Raw genomic sequence first — 23,234 nt, 5'->3', positions numbered from 1 at the left:
AATAAGGAATCAGTCATGGCAGAAGAAACGATTTTCAGCAAAATCATTCGCCGGGAGATCCCGTCGGATATTGTCTATCAGGATGAGCTTGTGACCGCTTTTCGCGACATCTCCCCGCAGGCACCCACCCACATTCTGATTGTCCCGAATGTTCTGATTCCTACCGTGAATGACGTCACCACCGAACATGAGCTGGCGCTGGGCCGGATGATGACCGTCGCGGCGAAGATCGCCCGCGATGAAGGTCTTGCCGACGATGGCTACCGTTTGATCGTTAATTGCAACCGCCACGGCGGCCAGGAAGTTTACCATATCCACATGCATCTGCTGGGCGGTCGTCCGCTGGGCCCGATGCTGGCGCATAAAGGCTAACGCCATGCTCAGGACCCTTTTGGGCGCTTGCCTGGCGGCGGGACTGCTGGCCGGGTGTAGTTCACATCCGGAGATCCCGGTTTCTGACCAGCAGGCGCTGGTGATGGAGTCGAGCGTGCTGGCGGCCGGGATCAGCGCCAGCGAGCCTGCCGTGGTGGCGACGGAGATTCAGGCTACCGCCTCCTCAACGCTGTATAACGAGCGCCAGCAGCCGGTCACCGTGCACTATCGTTTTTTCTGGTATGACGCCCGAGGGCTGGAGATGCATCCGCTGGACGCGCCGCGCACCATCGTGGTTCCGGCACGCTCTTCGGTGACATTGTATGGTAGCGCCAATATCCTGGGGGCGCATAAGGCCCGCCTTTATCTTTATCTGTAAGGGGTAATTATAATGATGAAAATGTGTCGCTATGCGTTAATCACAGCACTGGCGATATTCCTCGCAGGCTGTGCGGGGTTACGTGAGCAGCCTGCGCCGGTCGAAGAGGCCAAACCGCAGCCGCAGCAGCCTGCGCAGCCGCAGCCCACGGTGCCGACGGTACCGGCGGTTCCTGCCGTACCGTCGCAGCCGGGGCCCATTGAGCATCAGGATCAGCAGTCTGGTCAGCCGGCGCCGCGCGTGCGTCATTATGACTGGAACGGCGCGGTCCAGCCGCTGGTGGGGCAGATGCTGCAGGCCAGCGGCGTCAATGCGGGCAGTATTCTGCTGGTTGACAGCGTGAACAACCGCACCAATGGTACGCTGAATGCGGGAGAAGCCACTACCGCGCTGCGTAATGCGCTGGCCGGCAACGGCAAGTTTACGCTGGTCTCGGCGCAGCAGCTGGGGGTCGCCAAACAGCAGCTGGGCCTGTCGCCGCAGGACAGCCTCGGCAGCCGCAGCAAAGCCATGGGTATCGCCCGCAACGTGGGCGCGCAGTATGTGCTTTACTCCAATGCCACCGGCAACGTCAACGCGCCTGAACTGAAGATGCAGTTGATGCTGGTGCAAACCGGCGAGATTATCTGGTCAGGTAAAGGTGCTGTTCAGCAACAATAAGCTGACGCGCGATGAGCTCTTGTCGCGCTTCTTCCCCCGCTATCATCCTGTCGCCTCGCTGAGCCAGAATGGCCTCAGCGGCGGCAGTGTGATTATCAGCGACGGCGACCAGCGGCACGTGCTACGTCAGCCGCACGACCCATCAGCCGCTTCCTGTTATTTCCGCCGTCAGTATCGCGCGCTCCGCCAACTGCCTGCCAGGCTGGCGCCAGCCCCGCTGTTTTACTCACCCTGCTGGATGGTGGTGGAATATTGCGCAGGGGAGGTGAAAAGCGAGTTACCGGCCTGCCCTATGCTGTCAGACTTATTGTATGACGTGCATCAGCAACCGCGATTCGGCTGGCGTGTTACCCTCGCACCGCTGCTGGCCCAGTACTGGCAGACGTGCGATCCGGCACGGCGCACGCCGCGCTGGCTGCGCTGGCATCAGCGGCTGCGCCGCCGGGGCGAGCCCCGTCCTCTGCGGCTGGCGCCGCTGCATATGGACGTCCATGCCGGCAATATTATCCACAGCGAGTCCGGCCTGAGGCTGATCGACTGGGAATATGCCGGCGATGGCGATATCGCGCTGGAGCTGGCCGCGGTGTGGATTTCCCCTCACCAGCGCCGCCAGCTGGTGGCGGCGTATGCCCGGCGGGCGGCCATCGACGCGCAGCAGCTTTGGCGGCAGGTTGTACTTTGGCGCCCGTGGGTATTGCTGCTGATGGCGGGATGGTATGAAATGCGCTGGCAGCAGAGCGGCGATCGGCAATTTATCACGCTGGCAGATGAAATATGGTGTCAGTTAGACAACGAACGTAAAGGATAAGAGAGGTCAGTGTGGGCCCAGTCATGTTGGATGTCGAAGGGTATGAACTGGATGCGGAAGAGCGAGAGATTCTGGCGCATCCGCTGGTAGGAGGGTTGATCCTCTTTACCCGTAATTATCACGATCCGGCGCAGCTGCGGGAGCTGGTGCGCCAGATCCGCGATGCCTCCCGGAACCATCTGGTGGTGGCGGTCGATCAGGAAGGGGGACGCGTTCAGCGTTTCCGCGAAGGCTTTACCCGTTTACCGGCGGCCCAGTCTTTCGCCGCGCTGCTGGGGATGGAAGAGGGGGGTAAACTGGCCGCCGAGGCCGGCTGGCTGATGGCCAGCGAAATGATCGCCATGGACATCGATATTAGCTTTGCGCCGGTGCTGGACGTCGGCCACATCAGCGCCGCGATCGGCGAACGTTCTTATCATGAAGATCCGCAGAAAGCGCTGACGATGGCGCGTCACTTTATTGACGGGATGCACGCCGCGGGCATGAAAACCACCGGCAAACACTTTCCGGGACACGGGGCGGTGACCGCCGATTCGCACAAAGAGACTCCGTTCGATCCGCGGCCGGCATCGGTGATTCGCGACCACGATATGGCGGTGTTCAAAAGCCTCATCGCCGAACAGCGTCTGGATGCCATTATGCCCGCGCATGTGATTTACCCGGAGCTCGACCCGCGCCCGGCCAGCGGCTCAGCGTACTGGTTAAAAACGGTGCTGCGCGGTGAGCTGGGCTTCGACGGGGTGATTTTCTCCGACGATCTGTCGATGGAAGGGGCGGCGATCATGGGCAGCTATGCCGAACGCGGTCAGGCGTCGCTTGACGCCGGTTGCGATATGATACTGGTCTGCAATAATCGTAAAGGCGCGGTCAGTGTGCTGGATAACCTGTCGCCGATCAAAGCAGAGCGTGTTACGAAATTGTATCATAAAGGTTCCTTTTCCCGTCAGGAGTTAAGGGATTCAGCCCGTTGGAAAACGGTGAGTGCCCAGCTGGAGCAGCTTCATGCGCGCTGGCAAGAGGCGAAGTCCGCGTAACGCTCTGTGGGGCGTTGTTGTCTGGTGAGGATGCGATGATTATCTATTTACACGGTTTTGACTCGAACAGCCCCGGTAACCATGAGAAGGTGATGCAGCTGCAGTTTATCGACCCGGACGTGCGGTTGATTAGCTACAGCACGCGCCACCCCAAGCACGACATGCAGCATCTGCTGAAAGAGGTCGATAAAATGCTGCAGCTTACCGCTGATGACCGGCCGCTGATCTGTGGCGTCGGCCTTGGCGGCTACTGGGCGGAGCGGATTGGTTTTCTGTGCGATATCCGCCAGGCGGTGTTCAATCCAAACCTGTTTCCGCATGAAAACATGGAAGGCAAAATCGACCGCCCGGAAGAGTATGCTGACATCGCCACCAAGTGTGTGACCAACTTCCGTGAGAAGAATCGCGATCGCTGCCTGGTGGTGCTCTCCCGGCAGGACGAAGCGCTGGACAGCCAGCGTTCCGCCGATCTCCTGCACCACTATTATGAAATTATCTGGGATGAAGAGCAGACCCATAAATTTAAAAACATCTCGCCGCACCTGCAGCGACTGAAAGCGTTTAAAACCCTCGGTTAAGCCTTTTCCCCTGTCGCCAAACCCGCGCCGTGTTCACCGCGCGGGTTTTTTTATGCCTACACTTATTGGTTTCGCTGAAAAAATACGCGACAAAACTTGATGCATATCAATTTTGGTATGACCAATGCACCGTTCATGGTATTCTCGACGGTGCTGAATGGTTTCATTGACGTAACTTGTTGTTAAATAAAGGCTATTATCATAACTTTTATTTAACAATTGGTTAATAATTTTAGGGGTACACATGACTACGCCATTGAAAAAAATCGTAATTGTGGGTGGCGGCGCTGGCGGACTGGAACTGGCAACTCAGCTGGGGAAAAAGTTAGGGCGCCATAAAAAAGCGAAAATCACCCTGGTGGACCGTAACCACAGCCATCTGTGGAAGCCGCTGCTGCATGAAGTGGCCACCGGTTCTCTGGATGAAGGTGTCGATGCGCTGAGCTATCTGGCCCATGCCCGCAACCACGGTTTCCAGTTCCAGCTGGGTTCGGTGGTGGATATCAACCGCGAAGGGAAGACCATCACCCTCGGCGAGCTGCGTAATGAAAAAGGCGAGCTGCTGGTGGCTGAGCGTAAACTGCCGTACGACACGCTGGTGATGGCGTTGGGCAGTACCTCGAATGACTTCAACACCCCTGGCGTGAAAGAGAACTGCATTTTCCTCGACAACCCGCATCAGGCGCGTCGTTTCCATCAGGAAATGCTCAACCTGTTCCTCAAATACTCCGCCAACCTGGGTGCCAACGGTAAAGTGAACATCGCCATTGTCGGCGGCGGCGCCACCGGCGTGGAACTCTCCGCTGAACTGCATAATGCGGTGAAACAACTGCACAGCTACGGCTACAAAGGGCTGACTAACGAAGCGCTGAACGTCACGCTGGTCGAGGCGGGCGAGCGTATTCTGCCCGCACTGCCGCCGCGCATTTCCGGGGCGGCGCATAATGAGCTGACCAAGCTGGGCGTACGGGTGCTGACGCAGACCATGGTCACCAGCGCGGATGCAGGCGGTCTGCACACCAAAGATGGCGAATATATTGAAGCGGATCTGATGGTCTGGGCGGCCGGGATCAAAGCGCCAGATTTCATGAAAGAGATCGGCGGCCTCGAAACCAACCGTATCAATCAGCTGGTGGTCGAGCCGACGCTGCAGACCACCCGCGATGCGGATATTTTCGCCATCGGCGACTGCGCCTCCTGTGCGCGTCCGGAAGGCGGCTTTGTCCCTCCGCGGGCCCAGGCGGCGCACCAGATGGCTACCTGCGCGCTGAACAACATCCTGGCGCAGATGAAAGGCAAACCGCTGAAGGCGTATACCTATAAAGACCATGGCTCGCTGGTGTCGCTGTCCAATTACTCCACCGTCGGCAGCCTGATGGGTAACCTGATGCGCGGCTCGATGATGGTGGAAGGGCGTATTGCGCGCTTCGTGTACATCTCCCTGTACCGTATGCACCAGATCGCCCTGCACGGCTATTTCAAAACCGGCCTGATGATGCTGGTCGGGCGCATCAACCGCATCATTCGCCCGCGTCTTAAGCTGCACTAATACGCTGTCTTTACCCGGAGCCGCCCTGACGGCGCTCCGGGCTCTTCTGCTGAAACCGCGGCGATCCCGCTCGGAATCCTCTGAATCCCCTTGATTTGCTGCGAATTCTCGCACTTTTCATCCGCTATCTGATTTGCGCCCTCCCGGCTCCGGTTGCAAAATTGTATCAACAGCAACAAAGGAGGATCTCCCGTGAATAAATCTATGTTGGCGGGTATAGGGATAGGCGTGGCTGCCGCGCTGGGCGTTGCAGCTGTCGCTGGTCTCAACGTGTTAGATCGCGGCCCGCAGTATGCGCAAGTGGTCTCCAGTACACCGATTAAAGAAACCGTGAAAACGCCGCGTCAGGAATGCCGCAATGTCACGGTGACCCATCGTCGTCCGGTCCAGGATGAAAACCGTATCGCCGGTTCGGTACTCGGCGCGGTGGCCGGTGGGGTGATTGGCCACCAGTTTGGCGGCGGTCGCGGACGTAGTGTAGCGACAGTGGTAGGTGCGCTGGGCGGCGGCTATGCCGGCAACCAGCTGCAGGGGGCGATGCAGGACAACGATACCTACACTACCACCCAGCAGCGTTGTAAAACGGTATATGACAAATCCGATAAAATGCTGGGCTACGATGTGACCTATAAAATAGGCGATCAGCAGGGGAAAATCCGTATGGATCACAATCCTGGCAGCCAGATCCCGCTGGACAACAACGGCCAGCTGGTCCTGAACAACAAAATCTAAAAACAGATTTATGTATTGATTAGCCCCTCAATCGCTCAGGCTGAGGGGCTTTTTTTATCAGAAGGTTAACGCGTAATTCAGACCGAAGGTACGGCCACGGCCTTTGTATTCGTACAGCGATGAACTGCCGTAGGTCGGGCTGTAGAGCAGCGGCGCCCGCTGGCCCCAGATGGTGACATAGTCTTCGTTAAGCAGGTTTTCGATACTGAAGGTCAGTTTCCCCACCGGCAGCGCGTAACTGCCAATAAAATCAACGGTGTTATAGCCTTCCAGCTTGTTACCGGCGGCGTCGCTGAGGTCAAACACCTGCTGGCTCTGCACGCGCAGGCTCCACGGATCCGGCGCCCAACCCACCCAGGCGGTGGCTTTGGACGGTGAGGCGAGGGTGACATCCCATTTTTGCCAGCGGCCGTCGGTCTGCACCTGTGATTTCAGCACGTTGAAGTTACCGCCGACGCTCCAGTCGCTGTCCGGAATAAAGTAATCGACCGCTCCCTCAACGCCGTAAATACGCCGTTTGTCGGACTGAACGTCGATGGTCATGTCGGTGCGGTTGACGACGATGGTCTTATCCGAAGTCGAGTAATACGCCGCCAGCTGGGTGCGCAGGTTATCGCCGGTGTAGCGCCAGCCCAGCTCATACGAGTTAACTTTGATCCCCTGCAGCGGCGAGTCATCGACGTTGACGCTGGAGATCAGCGGCAGATGGCCATTGACCGCCGCGCCGTATTTACCGATGCCGTAGTATTTACCGGGGTCCGGCAGCTCGACGCCCTGCGAGAAGTTAAACCAGGTCTGCTGACGCTCGGTCAGATGCGCCACGATCCCGGCGTTAAACAGGAAGTTATCGTAATCGGTTTTGCCGCCTTTGATGGCGTCGGCGGAGCGCGCTTTGCCGTTGGCGATATCCTGTTGCTGGGCGTAGCCGACAAAGTCGTCAACCCGATTTTCGGTCCACTGGTAGCGAACCCCGCCGCTGAGGGTAAAGATCTCGTTCAGATCGTAGCTGGACTGCAGGAACGGCGCGACGTTGGAGATGCTGTATCCCGGATAGCGGCCGGTGGTGTAGATCGATTCGTTGTGCAGCCCGCCCGACGCCAGCGATTGCTGCAGATCGAAGAACATCTGGTTGGCATTGAAGGTCTCATGATCGGCGTCGAGACCCCAGGTGAGGTCCCATCCCGCCAGCGGCTGGCTGTTAAGGGTCAGCTTTGCCCCATACTGATCGGTATCCTGCTGCGACGAGGAGAAGCTACTGACCTGGCCTTTCGTGAGCGTCGGGAACGGATAGAAGGTGAGGGACTCATCGCGATAGTATACCTGGCTCACCAGATTCTGGCCGAAGAAGTCGGCATCGGAGTACTGGAGGCTGATTAAGTGCCGCTCTGTACCGGGGATGCGATCGGAATTGAGCCCGTCGGTGGTGTACGCTTTGCCGCCGCTGGTGACAGCGGACATGTTCTTCCCGAGCCACAGGCCGTAGTCATCATCGCCCTGGCTTTTATAATACTGGGTGACAAGCTGCAGCTGGCGGTTGTCATCGATCTCAATCGTCCCCGTCCCCATCACGTCGAGGCGGTCAGAGTGCTGGAGCCCCGTTTGCGTGTTATCGAGGATCAGCGCATCGTTATTGCCATCGTACCAGCCGCCGAAACGCTGATAGGCTACCGATAAGCGCCCGGATGCATGGTCTGTCCCGCCGCTGACGGCCGCCGCGATGCGCTCATCGTGATCGTTACTGTTCGCAAACCCGCTCTTGCTGCCCACCTCGAGATCGACCTGGCGATCCTGCTGCCCTTTCTTGGTGACGATGTTGATAAGCCCGCCGGTACTGCCTCCGCCGTACAGCGAGGTCGCCCCGGAGATCACTTCGATATGTTCGATGTTAAACGGGTCGATGGCGTCGAGCTGGCGACTGTCGGTGCGTGAGGAATTGAGCCGGACGCCGTCGATCAGCACGACGATGGCGCGCCCGCGCATGTTCATCCCGTAATTGGTGCGCCCCTGGCTGCTGACATCGATGCCCGGGATCAGCTGCGCCAGCACGTCTTTGAACTCTTTCCCGCCCTGGACCTGCTGCTCAATCTCCTGGCCCTCAATGACCCAGGTGGTTTGGGCCATTTCGGCCACGGTGCGATGGGTGCGGTTTGCACTAACGATGATGCTGTCTTCATCAGACTGAGCCGCCAGCGCAGGCAGCGAGCTGACCAGCAGCAGGGGGTGGAGCACCCAGAGGCGCTTTTTCATATCCATTCCTTTTATGAGCAAGTTGCTTTGTCGTTGTTATAGGCCGACGCCGGGTCGGCATTAGTTACAATGCGAAACATCTGGAAAAACTCAAAAAAGGATTTTGCACATAATGAATATCGCAATCAATATCATTTGCGTTTATCTTGCGCGAGAAAAGGTAATAAAAATCAATCTATTTTGTGGGGATAAAACCAACAGGAGAGTGGATCCGGCGGCAGAATACCGCCGGAGGCAGGGCTCATCAGGACTCGAGGATCTGCGGCCAGAGACGGAGAGTGGTGTCGGTGATTTGCATCAGCTTGTCGAAATCCGCGCCTTCCCGCGCGCTAATCGACATCCCCTGCAGGACACAGTTGAGAAACTGCGCCAGCGGCGCGACGTCGCGGCCCGCGGGGAGTTCGCCCTGCGCTTGCCGTTGCTGCAGAAACTGAGTGAGCGCCTGCTCCTGCATCGCATGGCGGGATTTGATGGTATTGGCGATATCCGTCGAGGAGGCGGCCAGCGCGGCGGAGGTATTGATAATAAAGCAGCCGGCCGGCGTCTCTTTGCTGGTAAAGCAGGTGGCGACCGCCGTGAAGTAGTCGCGCAACGCCTGATCGACGGATTTCCCTTCGGCCAACAGCACGGCTTCGTGCTTCGCGGCAAAGCGCGAAATGTAACGATCCAACACTGCGCGGAACAGGCCTTCTTTATTCACAAATTCCGCATACAGGGTGGGGGCTTTTGCTCCTGTCGCCTCGACCAGATCGGCGAGCGAGGTCGCCTCATAGCCGTGCTGCCAGAAGAGTGTCATGGCTTTGTCCAGCGCCGCATCCCTGTCGAACACCTTCGGTCGGCCACGGCTTTTTTTGGCGCAACTTTGAACGTCAGTTGTCATGGTGCCGTTGTACCTATGTTGGTTTGGTGAAAGGCCATTATAAAAATAAACGATCGCCGGGGCCAGTGCTGTTGGTTTAAAAATAAATAAATCATATGCGTATGAAATTTAAGCATTTTATAAATAGTTAAACGATCGTTATAAAAATGCGTTGACGTGTGATGTAGATCACATTACTATTTACCTATCGATCGTTAAGTTAATACTTACGACCCTACTAAAAAATTCATCTGCACAGGTATAATAATCATGAAAACCGTTAATACTCTGGCTATTGCCGCCGTTCTTAGCTCACTCTCTTTCGCCAGCTTTGCCGCTGTAGAGGTGCAATCCACCCCTGCAGGACAGCATAAAGTAGGCACCATCTCTGCTTCTGCCGGGACTAACCTGGGCTCGCTGGAAGACCAGCTGGCGCAGAAAGCGGATGAGATGGGCGCCACTTCATACCGTATTACTTCGGTAACCGGTCCGAATACCCTTCACGGCACCGCTGTTATCTACAAGTAAGCCCGATGCGTCGTTGCCCGGCCCCCTTCACCGGACAGCGATGAGTAAGACCCTGTTGTACCCCTGTTTGACCCTTGCCAACAAAAAACCCGCCATCAGGCGGGTTTTTTGTTTTGTGCAGCGTAAGACTACAACGACTGCGGTCCAGGGGCTGCATGACGCGTGACGTCAATGGGCATGCCCGAGCGGTAATTCATCGCGCGCTCCATCACCGTCCCGTCGGTTTGCGGTGCCTGTTTGAACTCCGTCATGGTCGCGTTAAGCGTAATGGGCAAGGTCTGCGGGTCGTCATCGATATGCTCAGACAGCGGCTGATGGACTTCAACCAGACGGCGGCCATCCGGCTCTACCGATACCTTGATCGGCGTGTTAATGATATTCACCTTAGTGCCTGGCGAAATGGCGTTGTACAGCGCCTTGATATCGTTGTCGCGCAGACGAATACAGCCGGAGCTGACGCGCATGCCGATGCCGAAATCGGCATTGGTGCCGTGCAGGAGATAGACTCCGCCATAGGCGGCAAGGCGGATGGCGTGATGGCCCATCGGGTTGTCAGGACCGGCTGGCACCACCGCCGGCAGCTCAATCCCCATTGCCTTGTAGCGGGCGCGAATGTTAGCGGTGGGCGTCCAGGTCGGATTGGCCCGCTTGTCAGACACGGTCGTGACCATCGTCGGCGTGATGGTGGTTCCGCCCAGCTGGCCGATGCCGATCGGGTAGACGGTCACTTCATTTTTACCCGGCGGGTAATAGTAGAGGCGCAGCTCGGCAAGGTTAATCACCAGCCCTTCGCGCGGCGCATCGGGCAGCAGCGTCTGCAGGGGGATGGTCAGCACGCTGCCGGCGCGGGGAACATAGGGGTCAACCCCGGGATTGGCCTGCAGCAGGGCCAGAAAACCGACATTGTACTTTTTGGCAATCGCCTCCAGCGAACCGCCGTTATCCTGCACCACGTGGAACGTATTCTGACCTACCAGCCGGCTGCCCGGCGGGGGAAGGGGCCAGGTGTTGGCGCGCGCGGGCAGAGCCAGCGCGGCGACCAGCGCGACCAGCGCCAGCCAGAGCGTAACGGGGAAACGGTTTCTCATTACCATAACTCCAAAATATATAAGTGGTTATTTTTATATGAAAAGCAGATGAGATTATGGCGTGAGTCTGTGTGGGGAAATCCAGGCGGATTGCAAAATGTTTGTAAAGATTGCCAGGTATGTAAGAAGGGAGATACGGCCAGGGGGCCGTATCTCCTGCCAGTCAGGCGACGGCGTTCTCTTCCAGCTGACGCATAAACTGGCGAACCCAGTCCATCCGCGTTTTACGCTCTTCCAGATCCTGCATGAATTTCAGGCGCGTCGGCCCGTCCAGCCGGAAGTGCTGGGGCTGCTTCTGCAGCAGGCCGATCAACCACACCGGATTGACGTTGTTTTTCTCGTTAAATTCAATCACGCCGCCTTTTTCGTTGCTTTCCAGTTTGCGGATCCCCAGTTTCTGCGCCTGCTGACGCAGACGGGCAATATCCAGCAGGTTGCGGGCGGCATCGGGCAGGCGGCCAAAACGATCGATCAGCTCGACTTTGATCTCCTCCAGATCGAGTTCGTTTTTGGCGCTGGCAATGCGCTTATAGAATGACAGCCGCGTATTGACGTCAGGGATGAAATCGTCAGGCAGCAGGGAAGGCATGCGCAGTTCGACCTCCGTCTGCTGGCTGGTGAGATCTTCCAGCGAGGGTTCGCGTCCGGCTTTCAGCGCATCGACTGCGTTCTCCAGCAGCTCCATATACAGAGAGAAACCGATGGTTTCCATCTGACCGCTCTGATCTTCGCCGAGCAGTTCCCCGGCCCCGCGAATCTCCAGATCGTGGGTCGCCAGCGCAAAGCCGGCGCCGAGATCTTCCAGCGACGCAATGGCTTCAAGGCGCTTTTGCGCATCGGTGGTCATCGCTTTCGGATGCGGCGTCAGCAGCCAGGCATAGGCCTGGTGATGCGAACGGCCAACGCGGCCGCGCAGCTGGTGCAGCTGGGCGAGGCCAAAATGGTCGGCGCGTTCGATGATGATGGTGTTGGCGGTGGGAATGTCGATCCCGGTTTCGATGATGGTGGTGCACACCAGCACATTGAAGCGCTGGTGATGGAAGTCATTCATCACCCTCTCCAGTTCGCGCTCCCGCATCTGGCCGTGGCCGATGGCTATCCGCGCCTCCGGCACCAGCTCCGCCAGCTTGTCGGCGGCTTTCTGGATGTTTTCGACGTCATTAAATAGATAGTAGACCTGGCCGCCGCGCAGCGTTTCGCGCAGGATCGCCTCGCGCACCACCAGGGCGTCGTATTCGCGAACGAAGGTCTTCACCGCCAGACGGCGCGCCGGCGGCGTGGCGATGATCGACAGGTCCCGCATCCCGCTCATCGCCATGTTCAGCGTCCGCGGGATCGGCGTGGCGGTGAGGGTCAGAATATCGACATCGGCGCGCATTGCTTTGATGCGCTCTTTATGCCGCACGCCAAACCGGTGCTCTTCGTCGACGATCAGCAGCCCCAGATCGCGCAGCTTCACCTCGCTCTGCAGCAGCTTGTGGGTGCCGATCAAGATATCGATTTTGCCTTCCGCGGCCTGCTCGAGGATCTGCGCCTGCTCTTTAGCGCTGCGGAAGCGGGAGAGCATTTCGATGCGTACCGGCCAGTTGGCGAAACGATCGCGGAAGTTGTCATAGTGTTGCTGAGCCAGCAGGGTGGTCGGCACCAGCACCGCCACCTGCTTGTGGTTCTCCACGGCGAGGAAGGCGGCGCGCATAGCCACTTCGGTCTTACCGAAGCCCACATCGCCGCACACCAGGCGGTCCATGGCCAGCGGCTGGCACATATCGCTGAGGACGGCGTTAATCGCCTGCGCCTGATCCGGCGTGGTTTCAAACGGGAAGCCGTCGCAGAACAGCTGATACTGTTCGCGGTCGTGTTTAAAGGCAAAGCCCGCCTTCGCCGCGCGCTGGGCGTAGATATCCAGCAGCTCTGCCGCCACGTCGCGTACTTTCTCAGCCGCTTTTTGTCGCGCCCGGGTCCAGGCATCGCCGCCCAGCTTGTGCAGGGGCGCGTTCTCTTCCGCCCCGCCGGCGTAACGGCTGATAAGATGCAGGGAGGATACCGGAACGTATAGCTTGGCATCGTTGGCGTAAGTCAGCATCAGGTATTCGCCGGTGATGCCGCCGGCTTCCAGGGTGGTCATTCCCGCATAGCGGCCCACGCCGTGCTCCAGATGGACAACCGGCTGGCCGATATGCAGTTCGGCAAGGTTGCGAATGAGGATGTCAGGGTTGATTGTGCGACGTGAATCCTGCCGGCGGCGCGCCACGCGCTCGCCGAGCAGGTCGCTTTCGCAAATCAGCGCCAGGCCGCGCTGACTGTCAATAAACCCGTGTTCGGCGGCGCCAATCATCAGATAGCGGCCATTGCCGGTGGCTTCTTCCAGACGCAGCACGTGTTTTGGCGCAATTTTAATCCGCGCCAGCATTTCGCTCAGCGCTTCACGGCGACCCTCGCTTTCCACGGAGAAGATCACCGGGCCGGTAAAGGACTCGAGGAAGCGGCGCAGATTATCCAGCGGCGCTTTGTTTTGCGCCTGCACCGCGAGGTCCGGCAGCGTCTGGTAGCCCAGATTGGTATTCGCCGCTTTGTCCGCCAGGCGCTCGGTTTTCAGCTGTACGCGCGGCCATTTTTTCAGTTCGCCGAACAGCTCATCGCTGCGCAGCCACAGCAGTTCCGGCGGCAGGAGCGGGCGCATCGGATCGACACCGCGGTTTTCAAAGCGGGCGCGGGCTTCATTCTGGAAACGCTCCGCGCTGGCCTCGAGATCGCCGGTGTTGACGATCAGGGTGCTGGCCGGAAAATAGCTAAATAACGGCGGCAGCGGCTCGCTGAAGAACAGCGGCTGCCAGTATTCGATACCGGCAGGCAGTGTCCCTTTACTGACCTGCTGATAGATATGCTCGGCATCGCGCTTCACCTCAAAACGGTCGCGCCACTGGCTGCGGAACAGCTCGATGGCGGTCTGGTCGGTGGGAAACTCGTGCGCCGGCAGCAGGTTAATGGCCGCCACTTCCTCCAGCGTGCGCTGGCTGTCGACGTCGAACAGACGCAGGCTGTCGATTTCATCGTCAAAGAAATCGAGGCGGTAGGGCTGGTCGCTGCCCATCGGGAACAGGTCGAGCAGCGCGCCGCGGGTGGCATATTCGCCGTGCTCCATCACCTGATCGACATGGCGATAGCCGGCGCCCTCCAGCTGATCGCGCAGCGCATCGCGCGACAGGCGCTGGCCCTTTTTCATCACCAGCGCGTGCCCGTGAAGGAAGCTGTGCGGGCAAACGCGCTGCATCAGGGTGCTGACCGGGACGATCAGTACGCCGCGCTGCATGGTGGGTAACTGGTAAAGGGTGGCAAGACGGGAGGAGATGATATCCTGGTGCGGCGAGAAGCTGTCGTAGGGGAGCGTTTCCCAGTCAGCCAGCCCCATCACCATGCTGTCGGTGAACTGCCTGATCTCGTCGTTCAGACGCAGCGCGTTTTGCATGTCAGGTGCCACCAGCACCACCGGGCCTTTGTGGCGTTCGGCCATCTCTGCCACCAGGGTAGCGCAGGCCGCGCCGGTCAACTCGCCAAGCTGGCGCAGATCACCAGCTTTGGCCGGCAATGAGTATCGATATTGTTCAGGCATAGACGGTTTCATGGTCTCTTGGGGATTCGCTCTGCCGATATGGAGGGCAACTCGCTGATATTCAATAGTGAGATTATCCGCGATTGGTCTGGATTCGCCAACCCGAATTGCCATCAGGTGTTGGTTCAACAAACATCCGGGTTGCGGATAAGCGTAAAGATATATCAGCAAGGTCTTATCTATCCGATTGTATTTGCTTGGTTTTTAGGATTATTGCTAATAAAGTCGTCAGGTATCAGTCATTTACGCTGCTCGTATTCGCTTATATACTCGGGCATCGGCTATCAGCAACCAGATGGATGACATGTACCAACCTGCCGCACTCTTTATCGGCCTGCGCTATATGCGCGGGCGCGCAGCCGACCGCTTCGGTCGATTCGTCTCCTGGCTCTCAACCATCGGCATTACGCTTGGCGTAATGGCGCTGGTGACGGTCCTGTCGGTGATGAACGGCTTTGAACGCGAGCTGCAAAACAACATCCTGGGGCTGATGCCGCAGGCCATTCTTAGCGCCAAACAGGGTTCGGTGAATCCACAGCAACTGCCGGAGCGCGAGGCGAAACTCCAGGGGGTGACCCGCGTGGCGCCGATCACCACCGGTGACGTCGTCCTGCAGAGTGCGCGCAGCGTGGCGGTCGGGGTCATGCTGGGCATTGATCCGGCGCAGAACGATCCCCTGACTCCGTACCTGGTGAACGTCAAACAGAGCGATCTGCAGGCGGGCAAATATAACGTCATTCTTGGCGAACAGCTTGCGGGCCAGCTGGGGGTTAATCGTGGCGATCAAATTCGTGTAATGGTTCCTTCCGCCAGTCAGTTTACGCCAATGGGCCGCGTGCCGAGCCAGCGTCTGTTCACGGTTATCGGCACCTTCGCCGCCAACAGCGAAGTCGATGGTTATCAGATGCTGACCAACATCGACGACGCCTCTCGTTTAATGCGTTATCCGCTGGGGAATATCACCGGCTGGCGCCTGTGGCTGGATAAACCGCTGCAAGTGGATACCCTGAGTCAGCAGACGCTGCCGCCAGGTACCCAGTGGCAGGACTGGCGCGAGCGCAAGGGCGAACTGTTCCAGGCGGTGCGCATGGAGAAAAACATGATGGGCCTGCTGCTGAGCCTGATCGTCGCCGTCGCGGCCTTCAACATTATTACCTCGCTGGGGATGATGGTGATGGAGAAGCAGGGCGAAGTGGCTATCCTGCAAACTCAAGGGCTGACGCCGCGGCAGATCATGGCCGTCTTTATGGTGCAGGGCGCCAGCGCCGGGATCGTCGGCGCGCTGTTGGGAGCCGTGCTTGGCGCGCTGCTCGCCAGCCAGTTGAATAATTTAATGCCGATCATCGGCGCCTTCCTTGACGGCGCGGCGCTGCCGGTGGCGATTGAGCCGCTGCAGGTTATTGTTATCGCCCTGGTGGCGATGGTGCTGGCCTTGTTGTCTACGTTGTACCCTTCCTGGCGCGCTGCCGCCACCCAACCCGCTGAGGCTTTACGTTATGAATAAGATCCTGCTGCAATGCGACAACCTGTGCAAACGCTATCAGGAAGGCAATGTGCAAACCGATGTCCTGCACAATGTCAGCTTCAGCATTGGTGAAGGCGAGATGATGGCCATTGTCGGCACCTCCGGCTCTGGCAAAAGTACGCTGCTGCATCTGCTCGGCGGCCTGGATACGCCCACCTCTGGCGACGTGATTTTCTCCGGCCAGCCGATGAGTAAACTCTCCACCGCCGCGCGCGCCGACCTGCGTAACCGCGAGCTGGGCTTTATCTATCAGTTCCACCATCTGCTGCCGGACTTTAGCGCGCTGGAAAACGTGGCGATGCCGCTGCTGATTGGCAAAAAGAAGCCAGCGGATATTGAACGCCAGGCGAAAGCGATGCTGCAGGCGGTCGGGCTTGAACACCGCAGCCATCACCGTCCGTCGGAGCTCTCCGGCGGTGAACGCCAGCGGGTGGCGATTGCCCGCGCGCTGGTGAATAAACCGCGGCTGGTGCTGGCGGATGAACCGACCGGTAACCTTGATGCTCGCAACGCCGACAGCATCTTCCAGCTGCTGGGCGAACTGAACGTCGCGCAGCGCACCGCGTTTCTGGTGGTGACCCACGACCTGCAGCTGGCGAAACGCATGAGCCGCCAGCTGGAGATGCGTGATGGCCGTCTGACCGCCGACCTGACCCTGATGGGGGCCGAGTAATGGCGTCTCCGTTATCGTTACTGATTGCATTACGTTTCAGCCGCGGACGGCGGCGCGGCGGCATGGTGTCGCTGATCTCGGTGATCTCCACCATCGGCATTGCGCTGGGGGTGGCGGTGCTGATCGTCGGCCTCAGCGCGATGAACGGTTTTGAACGCGAGCTGAACAACCGCGTGCTGGCGGTGGTGCCGCACGGCGAAATCGAACCCGTGAACCAGCCGTGGAATAACTGGCAGGAGGCGCTGGCGAAGGTGCAGAAGGTGAAGGGGATTGTCGCGGCAGCGCCCTATATTAACTTCACCGGCCTGGTGGAGAGCGGCAGCAATATGCGCGCCATCCAGGTGAAAGGGGTCGACCCGCAGCAGGAAACCCGGCTCAGCGCGCTGCCCACCTTTGTGCAGAATAACGCGTGGGCCGGATTCAAGGCCGGCGAACAGCAGGTGATTCTGGGGAAAGGGGTCGCCGATGCGCTGCACGTGAAGCAGGGGGACTGGGTGTCGATCATGATCCCTAACGCCGACGCCGACCATCAACTGCTGCAGCCAAAACGCGTCAGGCTGCATGTGACCGGAATTTTACAGCTGAGCGGCCAGCTCGATCATAGTTTTGCCATGATCCCGATGCAGGATGCGCAGCAGTACCTGGAGATGGGCGGCAGCGTGACCGGCATCGCCATCAAGGTCACCGACGTTTTCCACGCGAACAAGCTGGTGCGCGACGCCGGCGAGGTGACCAACAGCTACGTCTACATCAAGAGCTGGATCGGCACCTATGGCTATATGTATCGCGATATCCAGATGATCCGCGCCATTATGTACCTGGCGATGGTGCTGGTGATCGGCGTGGCCTGCTTTAACATCGTCTCGACGCTGGTGATGGCGGTCAAAGACAAAAGCGGCGATATTGCGGTGCTGCGCACGCTTGGCGCAAAAGACGGCTTAATTCGCGCGATTTTCGTGTGGTATGGTTTATTAGCCGGATCGGTAGGCAGCCTGTTCGGGGTAGTGATCGGCGTGATCTGCGCGTTGAACCTGACGTCAATCATCAACGGTATCGAATACCTGATTGGGCATAAATTCCTCTCCGGCGACATCTATTTTATTGACTTCCTGCCGTCAGAACTGCACTGGCTGGACGTCTTTTATGTGCTGGTGACAGCACTGTTGCTGAGTTTGCTGGCCAGCTGGTATCCCGCCCGCCGCGCCAGCCGCATCGACCCGGCGAGGGTGCTGAGTGGCCAGTAATTTATCGTCATCGTCGGCTTTGCTGACGACACAAGAGGAATTGCTGAAATGTATTATGGATTTGACATTGGCGGCAGCAAGATAGCGCTGGGCGTATTTAATCAGGAGCGGCGACTGCAGTGGGAAAAACGCGTCGCCACGCCGAAAAGCAGTTATGAGGATTTTCTCCAGGCGGTGGAGGCGCTGGTCCGCGAGGCCGATGAGCGCTTCGACCAGCAGGGGTCGGTCGGGATCGGTATTCCGGGGATGCCGGAAACGGCAGACGGCACGCTGTATGCCGCTAACGTGCCAGCCGCCAGCGGCCGGCCGCTGCGCACCGACCTCAGCGCGCGGCTGGGGCGCGATGTGCGCCTCGATAATGACGCCAACTGTTTCGCGCTGTCTGAAGCGTGGGACGATGAGTTTACGCAATACCCGCTGGTGATGGGGCTGATCCTCGGCACCGGCGTGGGCGGCGGCCTGGTGTTGAACGGTAAATCGATTACCGGACATAGCTATATCACCGGCGAGTTCGGCCATATTCGCCTGCCGGTGGATGCCCTGGAGGTGGTCGGGCGCGATTTTCCGCTGCTGCGCTGCGGCTGCGGCCAGCTGGGCTGCATTGAAAATTATCTCTCCGGCCGTGGTTTCGCCTGGCTGTACGAACATTTTTACCAGCAACCGCTCTCCTCGCCGGAGATAGTGGCGCAGTGGCAGCAGCACGATCCGCGCGCCCAGGCGCACGTTGAGCGCTATCTCGATCTGCTGGCGGTGTGTCTGGGGAATATACTGACCATTGTCGACCCAGATTTACTGGTGCTCGGCGGTGGATTATCTAACTTTACGGCCATTAGCGAAGGGCTGGCGCAACGATTGCCGCGCCATCTTCTGCCGGTCGCCAGGGTTCCGCGCATTGAGCGCGCACGCCACGGCGATGCCGGGGGAATGCGCGGTGCGGCCTTCCTTCACCTGACCCATTAATCACAGAGGTAGCTATGCAGTCGCGCCGTTTACATCGATTGAGCCGTTTTCGTCGCAATAAACGTCGGTTGCGTGACCGTCTGCGTCAGCGGATTTTCTTTAGGGAGGACAGGATGAAACCTGAAGCGATGGCAAAACCGAGAGTGGTGGTGTTAACCGGCGCGGGCATCTCGGCAGAGTCGGGGATCAAAACCTTCCGCGCGGCGGATGGCCTGTGGGAAGAGCATCGGGTGGAAGATGTGGCGACGCCGGAAGGCTTCGCCCGCGATCCGGCGCTGGTGCAGGCGTTCTACAACGCCCGTCGTCGCCAGCTGCAGAGCCCGGAGATCGCGCCGAACGCGGCGCATCTGGCGCTGGCGCGTCTGGAAGATCTACTGGGCGACCATTTCCTGCTGGTCACCCAGAATATTGATAATCTGCACGAGCGCGCCGGCAACCGCCGGGTGATCCATATGCACGGCGAGCTGCTAAAGGTGCGCTGTTCGTGGAGCGGCCAGGTGCTGGAGTGGACCGGCGACGTCACCGCTGAGGACAAATGCCACTGTTGCCAGTTCCCGGCGGCGCTGCGTCCGCACGTAGTCTGGTTTGGCGAGATGCCGCTGGGGATGGATGAGATCTACAGCGCGCTGGCCGACGCGGATATTTTTATCGCCATCGGTACCTCCGGCCATGTCTATCCGGCGGCTGGCTTTGTGCACGAGGCGAGGCTGCACGGCGCCCATACCGTTGAACTGAACCTGGAACCCAGCCAGGTGGGCAGCGAGTTTGCCGAGAAGCACTACGGGCTGGCAAGCGAAGTGGTGCCTGCCTTTATCGATAAGCTGCTGCAGGAAAACCCGCTATAAACTGAAGCCGCCTGCCGGTAGCCAGGGCCCTGGCCACTGCTTCCGGCAGCGCTGCTGACAAGGATGAAACGTCATGACAGGAGTCAGACCATGCATAATCCGCTGGTTATCGAAGCGATCATGTTGATCGCGGCCATTATCGTTGGCGTCTGGAGCCAGCGCGCTTTACCGCTACACGCCGATAGCCGGCCGATCCTCTTCCTGCTGTGTCTGTTCGTCGGCACTGGCAGCGCATTGTGCCTGCTGCTGGATATCTTAGCCCTGCTGTGCATCGGTCAGATCGCGACAGGGGGTGTGCGGATATACGGCCCCATGCTGCTGCTGCTGGTACTGTGGAAACCTCTCAACTGGGTTGTCGGCATCATTGATGATTTTTTGATACAGCGAGCCGAAAAAGGGAAGGGCAAAGGCCAGCGCGACGGTGGACGACGCTGATCCGCCGCCTGCGCCGTGGCTTATTTATAGCGCCTTTTGCATATTAATGACCGAACGGGCGTTCGAGGCGCTGGTAGCCAGCACATCTATAACCCCGGTGCGTAATGCCCCCAGGATCGCCGTCGCTTTCGTACTTTCGGAGGCGATAGCGATGACGCAGGGAATGGCCCGCAGCTGTTCGAGACTTAAGCCAATGACCCGGTCATTCATCACCGTATCGACGGGTTTGCCCTGAATATTGAAAAAGCTGTACCCCGCCAGATCGCCCACCACCCCCTGTTCCTGACGCGCGGTGGCAATTTCCTGCGGCGTAAACCAGCCGAGCTGGACCATAAAGCTGTTTTCATTCATATCGCCGAGGCCAATGATCGCCACGTCAGCTTTGCTGGCCTGTTCGAGCGTGGCCTTAATCAGGCGGTTTTGCATAAAGGCGGCGCGCAGCTCCGGGGTTTCCACATAGGCCGGGGCGTAAAGCGTTTCGCTGAAGCCGTTAAATTTGCGCGCCAGATTCCGGCTGATGTGGTCGGCGTCGATCAGCTGATTGTCGCGCTTGGTTCCGCCGATGCCGCAGATAAAGCGGCAGTGGCGCTCAGGAAACACACCGACGTGATTCGCCACCGCGGCCACATTGCGCCCCTGACCAACGGTGACGGTCATATCGTTTTTTAACACCCCAGCCAGGTAGTTACTGACCAGGGCCGCCACCTGCTGGCGCTGTTCATCTTCATCATGGTGATCCAGGGCAATCAGCGCGCGCTTAATGCCAAAGTGCGAAATAAACTGCTGCTCAATCTGGGAGCTGAAGACCGGATGGTATTTGACGCTGATCTCAACAATCCCTTCCTGGCGCGCTTTTTTCAGCAGGCGCCCGACTTTGATACGCGAAATGCCGAATCGTTTGGCGATCTCTTCCTGCGTTTGTTCCTGATCGTAATAAGCCACCGCAATTTCAGTGAGCAGGGCGTAATCTGAGTCTTGTTCAATCATGGCCTGGAATTTCCATCTCTGGTGTCCCTCTTATATTACTGCGCCTGCAAAATAAATTCCTGTGTAACGCGTTGAACAATGTCGCAATAGCCTTGTGCGTCCCAGGCCGCGCGGCCGATAAACAAGCCATTGATCTCCGGCTGGCGCAGCAGTTCCACCGCGTTTTGCAGTGTAACGCTGCCGCCATAGAGCAGTGGGATACGGATTCCTGTCTCATGACCAAACCGCTCGCAAAGCGCCTCACGCAACGCCTGATGAATGACGCCCGCCTCCTGCGGTGAGGCGGGCGTACCATGTTCGCCAATGGCCCACACCGGTTCATACGCAATCAGGATCTGCAGCGCTTGCTGGTGGCTCAGGCCATACAGGGCGATCTTCATCTGCCGCACCACGCTTTCACGCGACACCTGCCAGCGTTTCTCCTCGGCGCTATCGCCAATACAGATCAGTGGGCGCAGGCCATGACCTAAGGCGCTATGTACTTTTCGATTAATCGCGGCATCGCTTTCATTAAAGGCGGCGCGTCGTTCTGAATGTCCCAGCTCAACAAGCGTGGCGCCGGTTTCTGCCAACATGGCCGCCGAGATTTCCCCGGTCCAGGCGCCCTGATCCGCTTCATGCATATTCTGCGCGCCGGTCAAAAGTGGTAACTGATGCATTTGCAGAAAATGGCTGACGGGTTGGATCGCGGTGAAGGGGGGAATGACGAAGGGCTGAATAGCAGGGTGACAGCCCTCTGGCATCCGCGCTGCCAGCGTTTCGCACCAGGCCATGGCCTGCGACAGCGGCTTATTCATTTTCCAGCTGGTTCCTAACCATATCGGGGTCATCTTTGCTTCTCCTGTTAATAAAATCAAACGCTTGCAAAATGTGGGTGTCATACCCTGTATTGAGGTTGAACTTTTTATCAGTGCATGAACATATGTTAGATCACATTTTTCGATGAAAAAAATCTATGAATTTTTTTATGTGATCCTCATCACTAATGGCGGCTCATTCATCAGGTAATGTTTTGAGCATATGATTTGACTATGAACATATGAACATATGAACAATCAACTGAGACAAGAGAGGCGCATGATGTCAGCAGAGAAAAAACCCGTTGTGGCGATTACCATCGGCGATCCGGCAGGGATCGGCCCAGAGATCACAGTGGCCACCATGATGGACAAAAGCGTGTATGACGAGTGCAAACCGTTCCTGATCGGCTCGGTACCGATTATCAGCCGGGCGATGAAAATCATGGGCTGCGATTTTGCTATCCATAAAATTGCTCATCCTCAGGAGGCCCGTTTCAGCTGGGGGACGCTGGATGTCCTGGAAACCGGCGACTACGACTGCGACAGCATCGAATGGGGCAAGGTGCAGAAGCTGGCGGGGCAAATGTCGCTGGACTATGTGATGAAGTCGATCGAACTGGGCAAAGCGGGGCTGATCGACGTGGTCTCTACTGCACCTATTCATAAGGAAGCCATCAAGCTGGCGGGATGTAAGCTCCCGGGCCATACCGAAATCTATCAGGTGGAAACCCAATCTGATTATGGCTTGACTATGTTCCACGTCCACAACCTGCGCGTCTTCTTCGTGAGCCGCCATATGGCGCTAAAAGCTGCCTGTGACTATGCCAATAAAGCGCGGGTGCTGGCCTGCGTTCAGCAGATCCATCATGAATTTACTGCCCTGAACATCAACAATCCGCGTATTGCCGTGGCCGCCCTGAACCCGCATGGTTCCGACAACGGTCTTTTTGGTCACGAAGAGGCAGACAATCTGATCCCGGCGGTGAAAGCGGCCCAGGAGATGGGGATCAACGCTATCGGGCCGGTACCGGCCGATTCCGTGTTCCATCTCGGCAAACAGGGGCGCTACGACGCCATTCTCTCGCTGTATCACGATCAGGGGCATATCGCCTGTAAAACCCTCGACTTTGAACGTTCAATCACCATTACCTTCGGCCTGCCGTTTATGCGCAGCTCCGTTGACCATGGGACGGCGTTTGATATCGCCGGTACCGGTAAGGCGGGTACTGTCAGTATGCTGGAGTCGACGCTGGTGGCGGCCCGTTACTGGAAAATGAAGCATCAATAATCGCTGAGGTTCATGCGAATCACGAGGACAGAG

24 protein-coding genes and 1 pseudogene are annotated in these 23,234 nt (G+C 58.2%); 18 read left to right on the top strand and 7 right to left on the bottom strand.

Going from position 1 to position 23,234, the window contains the following annotated elements:
- Positions 1-15 precede the first annotated feature (15 nt).
- The 8 genes from hinT (at position 16) to R0140_RS17510 (ending at position 6,112) form a co-directional block, all read left to right on the top strand.
- The gene (hinT, locus tag R0140_RS17545; RefSeq protein WP_004204571.1) at positions 16-372 is read left to right on the top strand and encodes a purine nucleoside phosphoramidase; all 357 of its coding nucleotides are present in this window, start codon (positions 16-18) and stop codon (positions 370-372) included.
- A gap of 4 nt (positions 373-376) precedes the next feature.
- Positions 377-751, top strand: a complete 375-nt coding sequence (locus R0140_RS17540) for a YcfL family putative periplasmic lipoprotein (RefSeq protein WP_002900683.1) — start codon at positions 377-379, stop codon at positions 749-751.
- 21 nt (positions 752-772) lie between these two features.
- The gene (gene lpoB / locus R0140_RS17535) at positions 773-1,411 is read left to right on the top strand and encodes a penicillin-binding protein activator LpoB (protein WP_162493324.1); all 639 of its coding nucleotides are present in this window, start codon (positions 773-775) and stop codon (positions 1,409-1,411) included.
- Positions 1,392-2,219 carry a thiamine kinase gene (gene thiK / locus R0140_RS17530; RefSeq protein WP_022065356.1) on the top strand — a complete coding sequence of 276 codons (828 nt, stop codon included), beginning with the start codon at positions 1,392-1,394 and terminating at the stop codon, positions 2,217-2,219. The genes lpoB and thiK overlap by 20 nt, the downstream gene beginning before the upstream one ends.
- Positions 2,220-2,242: 23 nt before the next feature.
- Complete coding sequence (nagZ, locus tag R0140_RS17525) at positions 2,243-3,253, top strand: beta-N-acetylhexosaminidase (protein WP_162494430.1); 1,011 nt, start codon at positions 2,243-2,245, stop codon at positions 3,251-3,253.
- A 35-nt stretch (positions 3,254-3,288) separates the two neighbouring features.
- Positions 3,289-3,831, top strand: a complete 543-nt coding sequence (gene ycfP, locus R0140_RS17520) for an alpha/beta hydrolase YcfP (RefSeq protein WP_002900775.1) — start codon at positions 3,289-3,291, stop codon at positions 3,829-3,831.
- A gap of 244 nt (positions 3,832-4,075) precedes the next feature.
- Positions 4,076-5,380, top strand: coding sequence for an NAD(P)/FAD-dependent oxidoreductase (locus tag R0140_RS17515; RefSeq protein ID WP_008805997.1), 1,305 nt, complete (start codon positions 4,076-4,078; stop codon positions 5,378-5,380).
- A 192-nt stretch (positions 5,381-5,572) separates the two neighbouring features.
- The gene (locus R0140_RS17510) at positions 5,573-6,112 is read left to right on the top strand and encodes a glycine zipper 2TM domain-containing protein (protein WP_008805999.1); all 540 of its coding nucleotides are present in this window, start codon (positions 5,573-5,575) and stop codon (positions 6,110-6,112) included.
- A gap of 57 nt (positions 6,113-6,169) precedes the next feature.
- Here the strand turns inward: R0140_RS17510 and R0140_RS17505 are convergent, their stop codons facing one another.
- A complete protein-coding gene (locus R0140_RS17505) occupies positions 6,170-8,359 on the bottom strand; it encodes a TonB-dependent siderophore receptor (RefSeq protein ID WP_023297364.1) in 2,190 nt (729 codons plus the stop codon).
- 69 nt (positions 8,360-8,428) lie between these two features.
- On the opposite strand from R0140_RS17505, the gene R0140_RS17500 reads away from it, so the two are divergent.
- A complete protein-coding gene (locus R0140_RS17500; protein WP_004140642.1) occupies positions 8,429-8,551 on the top strand; it encodes a hypothetical protein in 123 nt (40 codons plus the stop codon).
- 52 nt (positions 8,552-8,603) lie between these two features.
- Here R0140_RS17500 and R0140_RS17495 read toward each other — a convergent pair whose 3' ends face one another.
- Together R0140_RS17495 and R0140_RS17490 are read right to left on the bottom strand one after the other, a co-directional pair.
- The gene (locus R0140_RS17495) at positions 8,604-9,239 is read right to left on the bottom strand and encodes a TetR/AcrR family transcriptional regulator (protein WP_008806001.1); all 636 of its coding nucleotides are present in this window, start codon (positions 9,237-9,239) and stop codon (positions 8,604-8,606) included.
- Positions 9,236-9,355: a hypothetical protein gene (locus R0140_RS17490; protein WP_163613555.1), complete on the bottom strand. Its 120-nt coding sequence runs from the start codon at positions 9,353-9,355 to the stop codon at positions 9,236-9,238. Before R0140_RS17490 ends, R0140_RS17495 begins: the two co-directional genes overlap by 4 nt.
- A gap of 133 nt (positions 9,356-9,488) precedes the next feature.
- Between R0140_RS17490 and bhsA the strand changes: the two genes are divergently transcribed.
- Entirely contained in the window at positions 9,489-9,746 is a 258-nt protein-coding gene (gene bhsA / locus R0140_RS17485; protein WP_002900788.1) for a multiple stress resistance protein BhsA, read from the top strand.
- A 128-nt stretch (positions 9,747-9,874) separates the two neighbouring features.
- On the opposite strand, the gene R0140_RS17480 is transcribed toward bhsA, so the two are convergent.
- Together R0140_RS17480 and mfd are read right to left on the bottom strand one after the other, a co-directional pair.
- Positions 9,875-10,834: a L,D-transpeptidase LdtC gene (locus R0140_RS17480; RefSeq protein WP_012542231.1), complete on the bottom strand. Its 960-nt coding sequence runs from the start codon at positions 10,832-10,834 to the stop codon at positions 9,875-9,877.
- A gap of 163 nt (positions 10,835-10,997) precedes the next feature.
- Positions 10,998-14,444, bottom strand: coding sequence for a transcription-repair coupling factor (mfd, locus tag R0140_RS17475; RefSeq protein ID WP_012542229.1), 3,447 nt, complete (start codon positions 14,442-14,444; stop codon positions 10,998-11,000).
- 39 nt (positions 14,445-14,483) lie between these two features.
- Here mfd and R0140_RS17470 point away from each other — a divergent pair.
- The 7 genes and pseudogenes from R0140_RS17470 to R0140_RS17440 form a co-directional block, all read left to right on the top strand.
- Positions 14,484-14,606: pseudogene (locus tag R0140_RS17470) on the top strand (hypothetical protein); the annotation flags it as partial.
- Positions 14,607-14,748: 142 nt separating this feature from the next.
- Positions 14,749-15,948, top strand: coding sequence for a lipoprotein-releasing ABC transporter permease subunit LolC (lolC, locus tag R0140_RS17465; RefSeq protein ID WP_012542228.1), 1,200 nt, complete (start codon positions 14,749-14,751; stop codon positions 15,946-15,948).
- The gene (gene lolD / locus R0140_RS17460; RefSeq protein WP_002900798.1) at positions 15,941-16,642 is read left to right on the top strand and encodes a lipoprotein-releasing ABC transporter ATP-binding protein LolD; all 702 of its coding nucleotides are present in this window, start codon (positions 15,941-15,943) and stop codon (positions 16,640-16,642) included. Before lolC ends, lolD begins: the two co-directional genes overlap by 8 nt.
- Positions 16,642-17,886, top strand: a complete 1,245-nt coding sequence (gene lolE / locus R0140_RS17455) for a lipoprotein-releasing ABC transporter permease subunit LolE (protein ID WP_008806005.1) — start codon at positions 16,642-16,644, stop codon at positions 17,884-17,886. The genes lolD and lolE overlap by 1 nt, the downstream gene beginning before the upstream one ends.
- Before the next feature lie 48 nt (positions 17,887-17,934).
- A complete protein-coding gene (gene nagK, locus R0140_RS17450; protein ID WP_008806006.1) occupies positions 17,935-18,846 on the top strand; it encodes an N-acetylglucosamine kinase in 912 nt (303 codons plus the stop codon).
- Positions 18,847-18,860: 14 nt separating this feature from the next.
- Entirely contained in the window at positions 18,861-19,691 is an 831-nt protein-coding gene (gene cobB / locus R0140_RS17445; protein WP_008806007.1) for a Sir2 family NAD+-dependent deacetylase, read from the top strand.
- A 90-nt stretch (positions 19,692-19,781) separates the two neighbouring features.
- Positions 19,782-20,126 (top strand): hypothetical protein, encoded by a 345-nt coding sequence (locus tag R0140_RS17440; protein ID WP_012968565.1) that lies wholly within the window; start codon positions 19,782-19,784, stop codon positions 20,124-20,126.
- Between the two features lie 24 nt (positions 20,127-20,150).
- Here the strand turns inward: R0140_RS17440 and R0140_RS17435 are convergent, their stop codons facing one another.
- The gene (locus tag R0140_RS17435; RefSeq protein WP_004140612.1) at positions 20,151-21,113 is read right to left on the bottom strand and encodes a sugar-binding transcriptional regulator; all 963 of its coding nucleotides are present in this window, start codon (positions 21,111-21,113) and stop codon (positions 20,151-20,153) included.
- Between the two features lie 35 nt (positions 21,114-21,148).
- Complete coding sequence (locus tag R0140_RS17430; protein WP_008806009.1) at positions 21,149-21,943, bottom strand: triose-phosphate isomerase; 795 nt, start codon at positions 21,941-21,943, stop codon at positions 21,149-21,151.
- A gap of 250 nt (positions 21,944-22,193) precedes the next feature.
- On the opposite strand from R0140_RS17430, the gene pdxA reads away from it, so the two are divergent.
- Positions 22,194-23,201: a 4-hydroxythreonine-4-phosphate dehydrogenase PdxA gene (gene pdxA / locus R0140_RS17425; RefSeq protein ID WP_008806010.1), complete on the top strand. Its 1,008-nt coding sequence runs from the start codon at positions 22,194-22,196 to the stop codon at positions 23,199-23,201.
- The last annotated feature ends 33 nt before the right edge of the window (positions 23,202-23,234 follow it).

The organism is Klebsiella sp. w6 (genome assembly GCF_033100215.1).
Classification (GTDB): Bacteria; Pseudomonadota; Gammaproteobacteria; order Enterobacterales; family Enterobacteriaceae; genus Klebsiella; species Klebsiella variicola.
Note: the sequence above shows the minus strand (reverse complement) of the source record. Positions and strands in the feature narration are given on the sequence as shown.

Excerpts from the sequence above, each read along its gene's own strand:
- mfd (WP_012542229.1), bottom strand. The coding sequence starts at position 14,444 with ATGCCTGAACAATATCGATACTCATTGCCGGCCAAAGCTGGTGATCTG.
- lpoB (WP_162493324.1), top strand. The coding sequence starts at position 773 with ATGTGTCGCTATGCGTTAATCACAGCACTGGCGATATTCCTCGCAGGC.
- lolD (WP_002900798.1), top strand. The coding sequence starts at position 15,941 with ATGAATAAGATCCTGCTGCAATGCGACAACCTGTGCAAACGCTATCAG.
- R0140_RS17495 (WP_008806001.1), bottom strand. The coding sequence starts at position 9,239 with ATGACAACTGACGTTCAAAGTTGCGCCAAAAAAAGCCGTGGCCGACCG.
- R0140_RS17440 (WP_012968565.1), top strand. The coding sequence starts at position 19,782 with ATGCATAATCCGCTGGTTATCGAAGCGATCATGTTGATCGCGGCCATT.
- R0140_RS17490 (WP_163613555.1), bottom strand. The coding sequence starts at position 9,355 with ATGCTTAAATTTCATACGCATATGATTTATTTATTTTTAAACCAACAG.
- pdxA (WP_008806010.1), top strand. The coding sequence starts at position 22,194 with ATGTCAGCAGAGAAAAAACCCGTTGTGGCGATTACCATCGGCGATCCG.
- R0140_RS17515 (WP_008805997.1), top strand. The coding sequence starts at position 4,076 with ATGACTACGCCATTGAAAAAAATCGTAATTGTGGGTGGCGGCGCTGGC.
- nagZ (WP_162494430.1), top strand. The coding sequence starts at position 2,243 with ATGTTGGATGTCGAAGGGTATGAACTGGATGCGGAAGAGCGAGAGATT.
- hinT (WP_004204571.1), top strand. The coding sequence starts at position 16 with ATGGCAGAAGAAACGATTTTCAGCAAAATCATTCGCCGGGAGATCCCG.
- lolC (WP_012542228.1), top strand. The coding sequence starts at position 14,749 with ATGTACCAACCTGCCGCACTCTTTATCGGCCTGCGCTATATGCGCGGG.
- cobB (WP_008806007.1), top strand. The coding sequence starts at position 18,861 with ATGCAGTCGCGCCGTTTACATCGATTGAGCCGTTTTCGTCGCAATAAA.
- R0140_RS17480 (WP_012542231.1), bottom strand. The coding sequence starts at position 10,834 with ATGAGAAACCGTTTCCCCGTTACGCTCTGGCTGGCGCTGGTCGCGCTG.
- R0140_RS17540 (WP_002900683.1), top strand. The coding sequence starts at position 377 with ATGCTCAGGACCCTTTTGGGCGCTTGCCTGGCGGCGGGACTGCTGGCC.
- bhsA (WP_002900788.1), top strand. The coding sequence starts at position 9,489 with ATGAAAACCGTTAATACTCTGGCTATTGCCGCCGTTCTTAGCTCACTC.
- R0140_RS17435 (WP_004140612.1), bottom strand. The coding sequence starts at position 21,113 with ATGATTGAACAAGACTCAGATTACGCCCTGCTCACTGAAATTGCGGTG.
- R0140_RS17430 (WP_008806009.1), bottom strand. The coding sequence starts at position 21,943 with ATGACCCCGATATGGTTAGGAACCAGCTGGAAAATGAATAAGCCGCTG.
- lolE (WP_008806005.1), top strand. The coding sequence starts at position 16,642 with ATGGCGTCTCCGTTATCGTTACTGATTGCATTACGTTTCAGCCGCGGA.
- nagK (WP_008806006.1), top strand. The coding sequence starts at position 17,935 with ATGTATTATGGATTTGACATTGGCGGCAGCAAGATAGCGCTGGGCGTA.
- ycfP (WP_002900775.1), top strand. The coding sequence starts at position 3,289 with ATGATTATCTATTTACACGGTTTTGACTCGAACAGCCCCGGTAACCAT.
- R0140_RS17505 (WP_023297364.1), bottom strand. The coding sequence starts at position 8,359 with ATGAAAAAGCGCCTCTGGGTGCTCCACCCCCTGCTGCTGGTCAGCTCG.
- R0140_RS17500 (WP_004140642.1), top strand. The coding sequence starts at position 8,429 with ATGCGAAACATCTGGAAAAACTCAAAAAAGGATTTTGCACATAATGAA.